The sequence below is a fragment of the Cupriavidus ulmosensis genome, assembly GCF_977008105.1.
The window spans coordinates 3,426,723-3,439,603 of the sequence record NZ_CDRMWP010000001.1 but is presented as its reverse complement, the minus strand read 5'-3'; the positions used below and the strand labels follow the sequence as shown (position 1 = coordinate 3,439,603).

The following is a 12,881-nucleotide window of genomic DNA, read 5'->3' as shown; positions in this document are numbered from 1 at the left end:
AATGCCCGTAGTCGTGATCGCCAATCCCAAGGGCGGCGTAGGCAAGACCACGCTGGCCACCAACCTGGCCGGCTATTTTGCCCGCGCCGGCCACGCGGTGATGCTGGGCGACACCGACCGCCAGCAGTCCTCGCGCGCGTGGCTGGGCCTGCGCCCGCCCACGGCGCCCGCGATCCGCACCTGGGAAATCAGCTCCGACCACATCGCCCGGCCGCCCAAGGGCACCACGCACGTGGTGCTGGACACGCCGGCCGGCCTGCACGGCTGGCGCTTCAACGAGGTGATGAAGCTGGCCCACCGCGTGGTGGTGCCGCTGCAGCCATCCATGTTCGACATCCTCGCCACCCAGGACTTCCTCGCGCGCCTGGCCGACGACAAGCGCGTGCGCCACGGCGACGTGGCGGTGGGCGTGATCGGCATGCGGGTGGATCTGCGCACGCGCGCGGCCGAGCAGCTGCAGCGCTTCGTGGCGGGGCTCGGGCTGCCGGTGCTCGGCTTCTTGCGCGACACGCAGAACTACGTGCAACTGGCCGCGCACGGCCTGACGCTGTGGGACGTGGCGCCGTCGCGCGTGGCGCGCGACTGGGAGCAGTGGCAGCCGATCATCGGCTGGCTCGATCCCGCCGCCGCCAGGACCAACGGGGCCACCGGGGCCGGCGCGCCGCGGACGCCGGGCGCGCCGGCGCTGCCCGAGGCCGCGCCCGAGGCGGCCAACGATGCCTCGGCGGCCTAGCCGCCCAGCCGCGCGAGCAGCGCGCCCACGTCGCCCCAGCTGACGCGGCGCACGGTCACGACGAGGCCGGCGCCCGGGAACGGGTCCTCGAACGGCTCGCTCTCGGCGCCGCCCAGCCGCCGGTAGAACTCGCGCGCCTGCGCGTTGGCGTCCAGCACGTAGAGAAACAGCGGCTGCCCGGGCCAGCCGGTGGCGACGCGGCGCGCGCAGGCGGCCAGCAGGCGCTTGCCCACGCCGGTGCCGTGCCACTGCGGCATCACATGCAGGTTGTCCAGGTAGATGCCGAAGGCCGGCTCGGCCTGCGGCTGCAGGCAGGAAAAGCCCGCCGGCTCGCCGTCCACGCGCGCCAGCGTGACCTCCAGCGGCGCCTCGGCGCCTTCCACCAGCCGCGCGTGCCAGGTGCGCAGGCGCTGCGCCGGGGCTTCGTGCTCCAGGTAGCCGTCCGGCAGGATGCCGCGGTAGGCGTGCTGCCAGCTGCGCGCGTGGAGCGAGGCGACCAGCGCCGCGTCGTGCGGGCCGGCCGGGGTCAGTTCGATGGTCCTGTTCATGTCGGTCATGGTTTGGCCGGTCCGGTCCAGGGGACCGGCGGTTCCTGGGGCCGCGCCGGCCCCGGACCGACATTCTGCGCCAACTCGCGCGTCCGCCGGCACCGCTGACGTCGCTGACACATGGCCGCTACACAGCCAATGCACAGCCGCGCGGCCGTCCTGATAGAATCGCGAATCCTTCGCATTCTCATTGTTGCCGGCGGCCTGCCAGGTACTCTTGCCTGCTGTCGCCGCATGCTGTGCGCCTTACCCACCCCACACACGGATTCCCGTCCTCATGGTCACCGGCCGCCTGCGCGTCGTCATCGTCAAGACCCACCTGTACATCGGCCTGTCGCTGGGGCTGCTGTTCATCATGCTGGGGCTGACCGGCACCACCATCGCCTGGCGCGACGAGCTCGACGCGCTGATCAATCCCGAACTGCTGACCGCCACGGCGGATGTGCCGATGCCGCTGGCGCAGGCCACCATCAAGGCCGTCGCCGGACGCCTCGAAGCCGACCCGCGCTATGGCCGGCCGCGCATGCTGATGCTGCCGTCCTCGCCGCGCGAGGTCTTCGTCGCCTGGTATCCGCTCAAGGGGCCGGGCGGCGAGGGCCGCTCGCGCCAGGTCATGGTCGACCCGGTCACGCTGGCGGTGAAGGGCGAGCGCATCTGGGGCCAGCCGGGCCTGTCGCGCCCGCTGCTGATGCCCACGCTGTTCCAGTTGCACCACTACCTGCTGTCCGGCGAGACCGGGCGCACCATCCTCGGCGTGACCGGCATGCTGGTGCTGGTGCTGGTCGTGGCCGGCGTGCTGCTGTGGCTGCCCAAGCCCCGGCCGCGCGCGCTGCTGCGCGCGTTCCGCATCAGCCACGGCGGCTCGTGGTCGCGCTTCAACTACTCGCTGCACCGCACCGCCGGCATCTTCGCCGCGCCGGTGCTGGCCACGATGGCGTTCTCCGGCTGGTACCTGAACCTGCCCAAGTGGGTGACGCCGATCGTGGCCAGCGTGATGACGGTGACGCCGCCGGGCAAGCCGGTCTCGGCGCCGGCGCCGGCCGGCACGCCGCTGCTGGACATCACGCAGGCGGTCGCCGCCGCGCGCGGCCTGTATCCGGCGGCCGAAGTCACCCGCGTGAGCTTCCCGCGCAAGCCCGGCGATCCGTTCGAAGTGCGCCTGCGCCAGCCCGGCGAGGTGCGCCGCGACACCGGCGCCACCCGGCTCTGGCTCGACGCCCATACCGGCCAGCGCGTGGCGGTGCGCGATCCGCTCAAGGCGCCCGCCGGCGACACCTTCCTCAACTGGATGTACCCGCTGCACACCGGCGAGGCCTTCGGGCTGCCCGGGCGGATCTTCATCTCGGTGTTCGGCCTGGCGCCGCTGGCGTTCGGCCTGACCGGCTTCCTGATCTGGTGGAAGCGGCGGCGCGGCCACCGCAGGCATGTCGCGCGCACGATGGCGCGGGCGCAGGTCGGCGGGGTCAGGGGCGCCTGAGGCGGGATACCGACAAAGAAATCCAGGGAATTTCGGCGTTCCTGAATAAAATCCGGTCTCGCTGAATAAAATCCATGTGTGCGATGCACATGGGCCCTCCCCGAGGGCGTGTTGTTCGGCGCACTACTGAACAAAATCCTGTCCTACACTGCGATTCTGAGAGAAATCATTGTCCGGTGAGGAAAAACATGGCCGTGGTGGGATACGAGTTCTTGCGCCGCGCGGACGGGCTATCTGCTTTTCCTCTCAAGCGCCAGGCGGAGGTCCGGCCGGTCACGCGCGTGCTCGTCGAGCACGGTTTCATCGCGGTGCCGGCTTCGGTTGCGCCCCGGACCGAAGACAGGCTTGAACACCTCCTGTTCGCGCTCAAACACGAAGGCGTGAATCTCCAGGTGCTTGCACAGGCACTGCCGCTGATTCCCGCGCAGCGCGTGCTGCGGGCGGTCTGCGAAACGCCGAATGGCCAGTACGTGCGAGTGGCAGCCTACCTCTGGGAGCATTTCACGGGGCAACGGCTGGCAGGGCATCCGGAAACCACGGCCGCCTACGTTGACGTGTTCGACCCGGCCCGCTACGTGACGGGGCTGGCGCGGCGCGACCCACGATGGCGGGTCAATTTCAACGGCCTGGGCACGCTTGCCTACTGCGCCACGGTGGAACGCACGCCGGCGATCATGGCCGGCATCCAAAGCCGGGTCCTGGAGCGTACCGCCGAATTCCTGGACGGCCTGGGGCCCGAAATGCGCGACCGCGCGCTGGCGTGGGCGTACCTCCATGAGACCGAGGACTCCTACGCCATTGAGCGCGAAACGCCCAGCGAGGACAAAGCCGAGCTCTTCGTGCAGTTGCTCCACCAGGCTCACGACGGCCGCCGGCTCAACGAGGACTACCTCTGCGAGCTCCAGTCGTCGACGGTGAGCAATCCCCATCTGCAGGCCGACCAGTTCAGGACCGGGCAGAACTGGCTGCGCGGCCCTGGCCGTGGCGCCAGCGGCGTTACCTACGTGCCGCCGCGGCCCGAGCTCGTCGAGCCGCTCATGGCCGAGTGGATGGCATTCGCCAATGATGTGCCGGGCCAGATCGACCCGATCGTCGCGGCAGGCATTGCCTCATTCGGGTTCGTATTCATCCACCCGTTCTGGGATGGCAATGGCCGCTTGTCCCGCTTCATGTTTCACAAGGCCCTGTGCAGCTCGGGCAAGCTGGCCAAAGGCCTGCTTCTGCCGGTGTCGGTGGCGATGAAGCACCATGAGGACGAGTACCTGGCTGCGCTGCAATCGTATTCGCGCCCGGCCAGGGAGCGGGTGAAAGTCAACTGGATCGGTGAAGGCGAATACACGTTCGACTTCAAGGCCGATGACGCCATCTTTCGCTTCTGGGATGCCACCCCGTGCGTGGAGTTCGGTTTCAGGATGGCCGCGCTGGCGCTGGATGTGGAACTGCGCCAGGAGACCGTTTTCCTCCAGCGGTACGACAAGGTGCTGCGCCGGGTGAACGATCAGGTGGACATGATCGGAAGCGACCTCAGCACCTTGGTCGTCATCTGCCTGGACGCGGGCGGAACCCTCTCCAACAAGAAACGAAAGCGGTATGCGAACAAAGTGCCGGAGGCGTATTTCGGCCTCATCGAGGACGCCGTGCGCGAGGTGCTCGAAGACGACGAGGATGGCGGCGAGCCGGCCTGACACCCAGGGCGCCGCCGCGACCGGCCGGCCTTCGCCCGCGGCTCAGATCTCGAGGTTGTCGATCAGGCGGGTGGCGCCGAGCTTGGCGGCGGTCAGCACCACCAGCGGCTCGCCGGCGACGAACTCCTCGCGGCTGGGCGGCTGCAGGTCGGCGCGCTTGCGCACCGCGACGTAGTCCGGCTTCCAGCCGCGCGCGGCCAGCGCGGACACGGCGCCGGCCTCGATCGCGGCCAGGTCTGCGCTGGCGCTGTTGGCGGCCAGCACGGTGTCGCGCACCTGGTGCAGGGTCTGGTAGAGCACGGGCGCCTCGGCGCGCTCGCCGGGGGTCAGGTAGCGGTTGCGCGAGGACAGCGCGAGGCCGTCCTCGGCGCGCACGGTCTCGGCCGGCACGATGTCGATCGGCAGCGCGAACTGGTTGGCCATGCGGCGCACGATCATGAGCTGCTGGTAGTCCTTCTTGCCGAACACGGCCACGCGCGGCTGCGCGCACGAGAACAGCTTCATCACCACGGTGCACACGCCCTTGAAGAAGCCGGGGCGGAACTCGCCTTCGAGGATGTCGCCGAGGTCGTGCGGCGGCTCGACGCGGTATTCCTGCGGCTCGGGGTACATGTCGCGCTCGGTCGGCGCGAACAGGACATAGACGCCTTCCTTCTGCAGCTTCTCGATGTCATCCTGCAGCGTGCGCGGGTACTTGTCGAAGTCTTCGTTGGGCCCGAACTGGAGCCGGTTGACGAAGATCGAGGCGACCACCGGGTCGCCGTGCTGGCGCGCCAGGCGCATCAGCGACAGGTGCCCTTCGTGCAGGTTGCCCATCGTCGGCACGAAGGCCACCCGGTTCTGCCCGCGCAACTGGTCCCGCAACTCGTGAATGGAGGAAATGACTTTCATGAAGTTGGTGTGCTGGTCGTGGTAGGAGTATGCCCGGCGTGGTCCCGCGCGGATGGCGGCGGGTGGGGAACCGGGCTGGCGCTCTTGTCGGCGCCGGCTGTCGGCGGATTGTAGAGCAAGTCGCGCCGTTCGGACGGCGCCGGGGAATGCGGACTAGTTGGGAATGTACGCCAATCGCACATAAATCGGCGCGAAGGGCTCGGCCTGGGTGATCTCGACCAGCGACTCGCGCGACAGCTCGAGCATGGCGATGAAGTTGACCACCACCACCGGCACGCCCTTGCCGGAGCGCACCGCTTCGTCGAAGAGCTGGGTGAACTCCATGAAGCGCGCATGCTGCAGGCGGCGCAGGATGTTGCTCATGTGCTCGCGCACCGACAATTCCTCGCGCGAGATCTTGTGGTGCTGGTTGAGCCGGGCGCGCTTGAGCACGTCGGCCCAGGCGGCCTGCAGGTCCGTCAGCTCCACGTCGGGGAAGCGCGGCGCCAGGCTCTGCTCGATGTACACCTGCGAGTGCAGGAAGTCGCGGCCGAGCTGCGGCACCTGGTCGATGCGCATCGCGGCGAGCTTCATCTGCTCGTATTCCAGCAGGCGGCGCACCAGTTCGGCGCGCGGGTCCTCGGCTTCCTCGTCGCTGTCGGTCTTCCTGACCGGCAGCAGCATGCGCGACTTGATCTCGATGAGCATGGCCGCCATCAGCAGGTACTCGGCGGCCAGTTCCAGGTTGCTCTTGCGGATCTGCTCGATATACGCGAGGTACTGGCGCGTCACTTGCGCCATCGGGATGTCGAGGACGTTGAAGTTCTGCTTGCGGATCAGGTACAGCAGCAGGTCGAGCGGGCCTTCGAACGCTTCCAGGAAGACCTCGAGCGCGTCCGGCGGGATGTAGAGATCCTGCGGCAGCTTGAACAGCGGCTCGCCGTACAGGCGCGCGAAGGCCATGCCGTCCACCGCCGCGGGCGTGGAGTCCTGGCCGGGCGCGACGCTCGGCAGCTCGATCGCCAGCGACAGCTTGTCCTGCTCGCTCTGGTTCATCGGGGGCGGGGGCGGCGCGGCGGCTGCCTCAGTCCAGCGCGTAGACGTAGGGCTTCTGCGCCACGCGCGAGGCGATGGCGCGATCGCGTTCCTCGAGGTTGATCGGCGCCTTGTCCCACAGCAGGGCGCGGCCCTGGCGCTGTTCCGTCTCGAGCGACGGGCGCTCTTCCTTGAGCGACTTCAGGAACTGGGTGATGTCCGATTCGTAGGCAGCCATGACGGGGAAATTGGTGAAATTGAAGGGGCAGCCGGGATTTTACCGTATCGGCAGGCGCCGGCAGGGGTTTGCGCGCGGGTCTGCCTGCGGACCCGCCCGGGGCGGCCCGGCCGGAGCCGCCGGCGGGCGCTCTTTTTCGCCCGCATCGGCAGGCTGGGCACGCGGTGTGGTCAAATGTCGACTTCGCATGAAGTGCACCGATCGATGAGGATGGATCCAGGGAACGAGCGCCTGCCGCCTGCCGCGCCCTCCGGCCCGCCGCCGGGGAATGCGTCCGTCCGGCGCCGCTCGCGGCGGCTGCCGCCGGCGGTCACGCCGGCCGGCTGGGTTGTCTGGGCCGTCCTGGCGCTGTGCGCGCCGCCGGCCGCGGCCACCTACAAGGTCGAGGTGGACGCGCCCAAGGCGATCAAGGACATGCTCGAGGAGCACCTCGACCTGTCGCGCTACCGCACGCGCGACGACATCTCGCCGGACCAGTTCAACTACATGGTCGAGACCGTGGGCGAGCAGGTGCGCCAGTTCACCTCCACCGAAGGCTATTTCGACCCGGCCACCACCACGCGGGTGGAAGGCAGCGGCGACCAGCGCACCGTGTACCTCACCGTGGAGCCCGGCGCGCGCACGCTGATCCGCAACGTGGACGTCGACGTGACCGGCCCGGCCGCCACCCAGTCGCCGGCGCAGGTGGCCGAGCTGCGCGCCAAGTGGGGCCTGCCGGCGGGCGAGCCGTTCCGCCAGGCGGACTGGGACAAGGCCAAGGACGACGCGCTGGCCGAATTGCAGAGCCATACCTATTACGGCGCGCGGCTGGCCGGCTCGCAGGCGCGCGTCGACCCCGACGAGCGCGCCGCCGACCTGAGCGCGCGTTACGCCAGCGGGCCGGCCTACAGCCTCGGGCCGCTGCGGATCAGCGGGCTGCGCCGCTATCCCGAGCAGATCATCCGCAACGTCAACCCGTTGTCGCAGGGCGAGCCCTACCGCGTGGAGCGGCTGCTCGAGTTCCAGCGCGCGATCCAGAACCAGCCGTACTTCTCCAACGTGGAGATCGACCTGGGCCCGCAGGGCGACGCCCGGAGCACCGACGACCAGAGCGCCGACGACCAGCCGTCCGGCGCGCCGGCCGACCCGCCGCCGGACCAGAACGCCGAGCGCGTGACCGCGCCGGTCCACGTGCGCGTGCGCGAATACCCGGCCAACCGGCTCACCTCGGGCGTGGGCTACACCACCGACACCGGGGCCCAGGTGGAGGGGCGCTATTCGTACTACAACCTGTTCAACCGCGCCTGGGTGTTCGACTCGCAGGCCCGCATCGAGCAGAAGCGCCAGTACGCCTTCGCCGAGGTGGCCATGCCGCCCGACACCCGGACCTACCGCAACAGCGTCTATGGCAGCTACGAGCGCACCATCGACCTGGAAAGCACCGACCTGACCAGCCTGCGCACGGGCCTCAAGCGCTCGCGCTCGCGCGAGAAGTACGACACCACGCTGTCGCTGGACTACTACTACGACAGCCTGCAGCCCTACGGCGAGGAGGCGCAGCTCAGCCGCGCGCTGGTGCCGGCCTTCGCCTGGACCCGGCGCGACGTCGACAACCCGGTCTTCCCCCGGCGCGGCAACGTCATCAACACGCAGCTCGGGGTGGCGGCCAAGCACGTGCTCAGCGACGAGACCTTCTTCCGCCTCTATGGCCGCATCCGCCAGTACATCCCGGTGGGCAAGCGCGACCTCGTGGTGGCCCGGCTGGAGCTGGGCGCCGACATCACCCGCGGCGACGTGACCGGCGTGCCGGCCTCGCTGCGCTTTCGCGCCGGCGGCACCGATTCGATCCGCGGCTACGGCTACCAGTCCATCGGCACGCGCAGCGGCGCCAGCGTGCTGCCCGCCAAGTACCTGGGCACGGCCAGCCTGGAATACCAATACTGGTTCCTGTACGACTGGGGCGTGGCGGTCTTCTGGGATACCGGCACCGCCACCGACAACCTGACCGGCGTGCGGCTCTACAACGGCGTGGGCATCGGCGCGCGCTGGCGCAGCCCGGTCGGGCCGGTGCAGCTCGACGTGGGCTACGGCATCCAGGAGAAGCAGTTCCGCCCGCATATCTCGCTGGGAGTCGCATTCTGATGACGTTGCGCGCGCCCGCCCGCGGAGGACCCGCCGCATGAGCATTCCCGACATGCCCCCGGTGCCGGCCGGCGCCGGCGCGCCGCCGCCGCGGCCGGGCCGCCGTCGCCTGGGACGCTGGCTGGCCTGGCTGGCCGCGCTCGTGCTGCTGGCGCTGGTGGCCACGGTGCTGGCGGTGGTGCTGGCGCTGCGCACGGAAGCCGGCACGCGCCATTTGTGGTCGCTGGCGACGCGGCTTTCCGCCGGCGCCCTGTCGGGCACGCTGGAAGGCGGCACGGTGGCGCACGGGCTGCGCCTGCGCGACGTGGTCTTCGCCAGCGGCCAGACCCGCGTCACGGTGGACCGCGCCGAGGGCGACTGGGCGCTGGGCTGGTCGCCGGCGCGGCTGCACGTGAACTGGCTGCGCATCGGCAAGGTCACGCTGCGCCTGCCGCCCGCCGCGCCGGCCGCGCCCGGCAGCGCGCCGGCCACGCTGCCGGCGTCGCTCGAGCTGCCGCTCGCGGTGGACGTGGACTCGCTCACGCTGGAGCGCCTGGCGCTGCTGCAGGGGCCGCCGGCCACGCCCGACGAGCTGGTGTTCTCCGGGCTGGCGGGCTCGCTCCATTCGGACGGGCTGCGCCACCGCGTCAGCATCGACCAGCTGCTCACGCCCTACGGCAAGCTGGCCGCCAACGCGCAGCTCGCCGGCCAGGCGCCGTTCGCGCTCAACGGCGGGGCGCTGCTCGAAGGCGACTGGCAGAAGGAATCGTTCAGCATCAGCGCCGGCGTGAGCGGCACGCTGGCCGCGCTGCACGCGCAGGCCGAGGCCAGCGGCGACCGCCTGCGCGGCCGCGCCGCGGCGGACCTGACGCCGTTCGGCAAGGTGCCGTTCACCCACGTGGGCATCGACGCCGAGCAGATCAACCCGCAACTGTTCAGCCCGTCGGCGCCGCGCGCCAACCTGTCCGTGCATGCCGAGCTGCGGCCGGTGGACGGGGCCGCGGCATCGGCTCCGGCATCGGCATCGGCCCCGGCCGCCGCGGGGGCGTCGGCCGCCGGGGCTTCCGCGCCGGCGCCGCTGCGCGTGGCCGGCGAGGTGCGCGTGGTCAACCACGAGGCCGGCCCGATCGACGCGCAGCGCCTGCCGGTGGCGTCCGCGCAGGCGCGCATCGAGGTGAGCGATGCCTCGCAGGTGGTGCGCGACCTGCGCGTGGTGCTGCCGGGCGGCGGCGAGATCCGCGGCAGCGGCGCGCTGCGCGACGGCCGCGGCGGCTTCGACCTCGACGTGCGCGAGCTCGACCCCAAGGCGCTGCACGGCAGCCTGAACCGCGTGCGCCTGTCCGGGCCGGTGATCGTGCGGCTGGAGCCGGGCCGCCAGAGCCTGGCGGTGGACCTGTCCGGCGGCGAGCTCAAGCTGTTCGCCGACGCGCGCCTCGACGCCGACGCGGTGACGCTGACCGCGCTGCGCGCCGGCATCGGCCGCGGCACGCTCAGCGCCGAGGGCACGCTCTCGCTCAAGGACGCGCAGCCCTTCAGCTTCAAGGGCAAGCTGGCCAACTTCGACCCCGCGCGGCTGGCCGCGGTGGCGCCCGGCAACATCAACGCGGAGTTCGCCGCCAGCGGCACGCTCGCGCCCGAGCGGCGCGTGGCGCTCGATTTCACGGTGGGCGACAGCGTCTACGCGGGCCTGCCGATGCGCGGCGAGGGCAAGCTGCGGCTGGCCGGCGAGCGCCTGCTGCCGAGCCAGGCCACGCTCGACATGGCCGGCAACCAGGCCCGCCTCGACGGCAGCTTCGGCGCGCGCGGCGACCGCCTCAGGCTGCACGTGGACGCGCCCCAGCTCGAGCGGCTCAAGTTCGGCGTGGCCGGCCTGCTCAAGCTCGACGCCGACATCACCGGCACGCTGGCCCGGCCCGAGGTGGCCGGCAGCTACAGCGCGCAGGCGCTGGCGGTGGGCCCGCACAAGGTGGCCAGCGCCAGCGGCAAGGCCGATCTGCGCGGCGGCCTGGACGGCACGCTGGCGCTGCAGCTCAACGTGCGCGACTACCGCGGCCCGTTCGCCGCGCTGCGCACGCTCGACGCCTCCATCAGCGGCACCCAGGCCAGCCACGTGTTCGACCTCAAGGCGGCCGGCGCGATGCACGGCAAGCCGCTCGACCTGGCCCTGGCCGGGCAGGGCGCGTGGCAGGGCGCGGCGGGCTGGAGCGGCACCATCCGCACGCTCGAGGAGCGCGGCACCGCCAACGTGCGCCTGCTGGCGCCGGCGTCGCTGCAGGTGGCGGACCAGCGCGTGAAGCTGGGCGCGGCCGGCCTGCAGTTCGAGCACGCCCGCGTCGACGTGGACGGCTTCGAGTTCGACCACGGGCGCATCCGCACGCAGGGCAAGCTCGACGGCCTGGAGGTGGCGAACCTGCTGCGCCTCGCCGAGGCGTTCACCGGCGAGGCGCCGCCGCTGCGCTCGGACCTGGTGCTGGACGGGCGCTGGAACGTCACGCTGGCCGAGAGCGCGGCCGGCTTCGCCGAGCTGCGCCGGCGCAGCGGCGACCTCTCGGTCAACGCGGGGCGCGGCTTCACCACGCTGGGTTTGGGCGAGAGCGCGCTGCGCGCCGACCTGGCCGGCAACCGCGTCAACCTGCGCGGTGGCATCGAGGCTTCGCGGCTGGGCCGGGTGACGGTGGACGCCTCGGCCGGGCTGCTGCAGGAACAGGGCCTGATGACGGTGACGCCGGCCTCGGCGCTGGCGGGCAAGGTGACGGCGGACATCCCCCGGCTCAAGACGCTCGAGGCGCTGAGCGGCCCGCAATATGCGTTCGAGGGCCGGCTGGCGGCCGTGCTGCAACTGGCGGGCACGGTGGGCAAGCCGCTGCTGACCGGCAACATCGACGGCGAGGACATCGCGCTGACGCTGTACGACGAAGGCATCCGCCTGACCGGCGGCGTGGTGCGCGTGGCGCTGGACCAGGACACGATCGAGCTCAGGCAGGTGGAGTTCCACGGCGGCGACGGCAAGATCGTCGCCACCGGCAACATCAAGCTGGGCGACACCGACCCCAACCTGACCGGCCGGATCGTGGCCGACAAGCTGCAGATCTTCGCCAGCCCGGAGCGCACCCTGATCGTTTCCGGCGACGCCAGCATCCTCAACGAGAACCGCCAGATCGTGATCCGCGGCAAGTTCCGCGTGGACCGCGGGCTGTTCGACCTGCCCAAGGCCGGCGCCCCGGTGCTCGGCGACGACGTGGTGGTGGTGCGCCGGCGCGACCAGCGCGAGCTGAAGACCGCCGCCACGCCGGTGCCGGAAACCAAGCCGGCCGGCCGCTTCAGCCCGCTGATCGACCTCACGCTGGACCTCGGCGACAACTTCCGCTTCCGCGGCGCCGGCGCCGACCTGCGGCTCGGCGGCCAGCTCGGCGTGCGCAGCGCGCCGCTCACGCCGCTGCGCGCCACCGGCACCATCCGCGTGACCGACGGCACCTACGAGGCGTTCGGGCGCAAGCTGGACATCGAGCGCGGCATCGTCAATTTCAACGGGCCGGTGGACAATCCCAACCTGAACATCCGCGCCATGCGCCGCAACCAGGAAGTGGCGGCCGGCGTGGAAGTGACCGGCACGGTGCGCCTGCCGCGCGTGCGGCTGGTGTCCGAGCCCAACGTGCCGGACGAGGACAAGCTGTCGTGGCTGATGTTCGGCTACGGCGCCGAGAGCAATACCAGCGGCCAGCAGCGGCAGCTCAGCGCCGGCGCGCTGGGCGGCGCGGCGCTGGGCATGCTGGGCGGGCGCGCGGGCAAGGGCGTGGTGCAGCAGCTCGGCATCGACGAATTCTCGATCGGCCCCAGCACCGCGGGCCTGAACGACCAGCAGGTGGTGAGCGTGGGCAAGGCCGTGACCGAGAAGATCTCGGTCGGCTACGAGCAGAGCCTGACCAGCGCCTCCAACGTGGTCAAGCTGACCTGGGCCTTCTCGCGGCGCTGGTCGCTGATTGCCAAGGGCGGCTCGATCAACGGGCTGTCCGTGCTGTTCAACCGCCGCTTCGACAGCTGGGGCAACCTGTTCAGCGGCACTTCCCGCCGCGCCGCGGGCGCAAGGAGCCAGACCGATGCCAGCCAGGACACCACTACCGACAACGCCACAGCGCCGGCCGGCGCCGCCTCGGATGCCCGCGCGCGCTGAGCCCGGCGGGCGCGTTTTCGCCAT

Annotated in this window: 9 protein-coding genes; 5 read left to right on the top strand and 4 right to left on the bottom strand. The window is 71.1% G+C overall.

Features of this window, described 5'->3' with window-relative positions:
• The first annotated feature begins 1 nt into the window (after window position 1).
• Window positions 2-733, top strand: coding sequence for a nucleotide-binding protein (locus ACWTPI_RS15820; RefSeq protein ID WP_454732120.1), 732 nt, complete (start codon window positions 2-4; stop codon window positions 731-733).
• On the opposite strand, the gene ACWTPI_RS15815 is transcribed toward ACWTPI_RS15820, so the two are convergent.
• On the bottom strand, window positions 730-1,290 hold the full coding sequence (locus ACWTPI_RS15815) for an N-acetyltransferase family protein (RefSeq protein ID WP_454732119.1): 561 nt from the start codon (window positions 1,288-1,290) through the stop codon (window positions 730-732). The genes ACWTPI_RS15820 and ACWTPI_RS15815 overlap by 4 nt on opposite strands.
• Before the next feature lie 268 nt (window positions 1,291-1,558).
• Here ACWTPI_RS15815 and ACWTPI_RS15810 point away from each other — a divergent pair, with 268 nt between their 5' ends.
• Both ACWTPI_RS15810 and ACWTPI_RS15805 read left to right on the top strand, forming a co-directional pair.
• Window positions 1,559-2,758: a PepSY-associated TM helix domain-containing protein gene (locus ACWTPI_RS15810; protein ID WP_454732118.1), complete on the top strand. Its 1,200-nt coding sequence runs from the start codon at window positions 1,559-1,561 to the stop codon at window positions 2,756-2,758.
• A 188-nt stretch (window positions 2,759-2,946) separates the two neighbouring features.
• Complete coding sequence (locus ACWTPI_RS15805; RefSeq protein ID WP_454732117.1) at window positions 2,947-4,443, top strand: Fic family protein; 1,497 nt, start codon at window positions 2,947-2,949, stop codon at window positions 4,441-4,443.
• 42 nt (window positions 4,444-4,485) lie between these two features.
• Here the strand turns inward: ACWTPI_RS15805 and panC are convergent, their stop codons facing one another.
• The 3 genes from panC to ACWTPI_RS15790 all read right to left on the bottom strand — a co-directional run bounded on the left by panC (window position 4,486) and on the right by ACWTPI_RS15790 (window position 6,586).
• Entirely contained in the window at window positions 4,486-5,334 is an 849-nt protein-coding gene (gene panC, locus ACWTPI_RS15800) for a pantoate--beta-alanine ligase (RefSeq protein ID WP_029043881.1), read from the bottom strand.
• Window positions 5,335-5,487: 153 nt separating this feature from the next.
• Window positions 5,488-6,369: a segregation and condensation protein A gene (locus tag ACWTPI_RS15795; protein WP_020204334.1), complete on the bottom strand. Its 882-nt coding sequence runs from the start codon at window positions 6,367-6,369 to the stop codon at window positions 5,488-5,490.
• Window positions 6,370-6,397: 28 nt separating this feature from the next.
• Window positions 6,398-6,586 carry a DUF3460 family protein gene (locus ACWTPI_RS15790; protein WP_059411089.1) on the bottom strand — a complete coding sequence of 63 codons (189 nt, stop codon included), beginning with the start codon at window positions 6,584-6,586 and terminating at the stop codon, window positions 6,398-6,400.
• Between the two features lie 210 nt (window positions 6,587-6,796).
• Here ACWTPI_RS15790 and ACWTPI_RS15785 point away from each other — a divergent pair, with 210 nt between their 5' ends.
• Both ACWTPI_RS15785 and ACWTPI_RS15780 read left to right on the top strand, forming a co-directional pair.
• Complete coding sequence (locus ACWTPI_RS15785; RefSeq protein ID WP_454732116.1) at window positions 6,797-8,707, top strand: autotransporter assembly complex protein TamA; 1,911 nt, start codon at window positions 6,797-6,799, stop codon at window positions 8,705-8,707.
• Window positions 8,708-8,744: 37 nt separating this feature from the next.
• The gene (locus tag ACWTPI_RS15780; RefSeq protein WP_454732115.1) at window positions 8,745-12,857 is read left to right on the top strand and encodes a translocation/assembly module TamB domain-containing protein; all 4,113 of its coding nucleotides are present in this window, start codon (window positions 8,745-8,747) and stop codon (window positions 12,855-12,857) included.
• The last annotated feature ends 24 nt before the right edge of the window (window positions 12,858-12,881 follow it).

Bases quoted from the DNA above. Each gene is read 5' to 3' on its own strand.
- ACWTPI_RS15820 (WP_454732120.1), top strand. From the start codon at position 2: ATGCCCGTAGTCGTGATCGCCAATCCCAAGGGCGGCGTAGGCAAGACC.
- ACWTPI_RS15815 (WP_454732119.1), bottom strand. From the start codon at position 1,290: ATGACCGACATGAACAGGACCATCGAACTGACCCCGGCCGGCCCGCAC.
- ACWTPI_RS15810 (WP_454732118.1), top strand. From the start codon at position 1,559: ATGGTCACCGGCCGCCTGCGCGTCGTCATCGTCAAGACCCACCTGTAC.
- ACWTPI_RS15805 (WP_454732117.1), top strand. From the start codon at position 2,947: ATGGCCGTGGTGGGATACGAGTTCTTGCGCCGCGCGGACGGGCTATCT.
- panC (WP_029043881.1), bottom strand. From the start codon at position 5,334: ATGAAAGTCATTTCCTCCATTCACGAGTTGCGGGACCAGTTGCGCGGG.
- ACWTPI_RS15795 (WP_020204334.1), bottom strand. From the start codon at position 6,369: ATGAACCAGAGCGAGCAGGACAAGCTGTCGCTGGCGATCGAGCTGCCG.
- ACWTPI_RS15790 (WP_059411089.1), bottom strand. From the start codon at position 6,586: ATGGCTGCCTACGAATCGGACATCACCCAGTTCCTGAAGTCGCTCAAG.
- ACWTPI_RS15785 (WP_454732116.1), top strand. From the start codon at position 6,797: ATGGATCCAGGGAACGAGCGCCTGCCGCCTGCCGCGCCCTCCGGCCCG.
- ACWTPI_RS15780 (WP_454732115.1), top strand. From the start codon at position 8,745: ATGAGCATTCCCGACATGCCCCCGGTGCCGGCCGGCGCCGGCGCGCCG.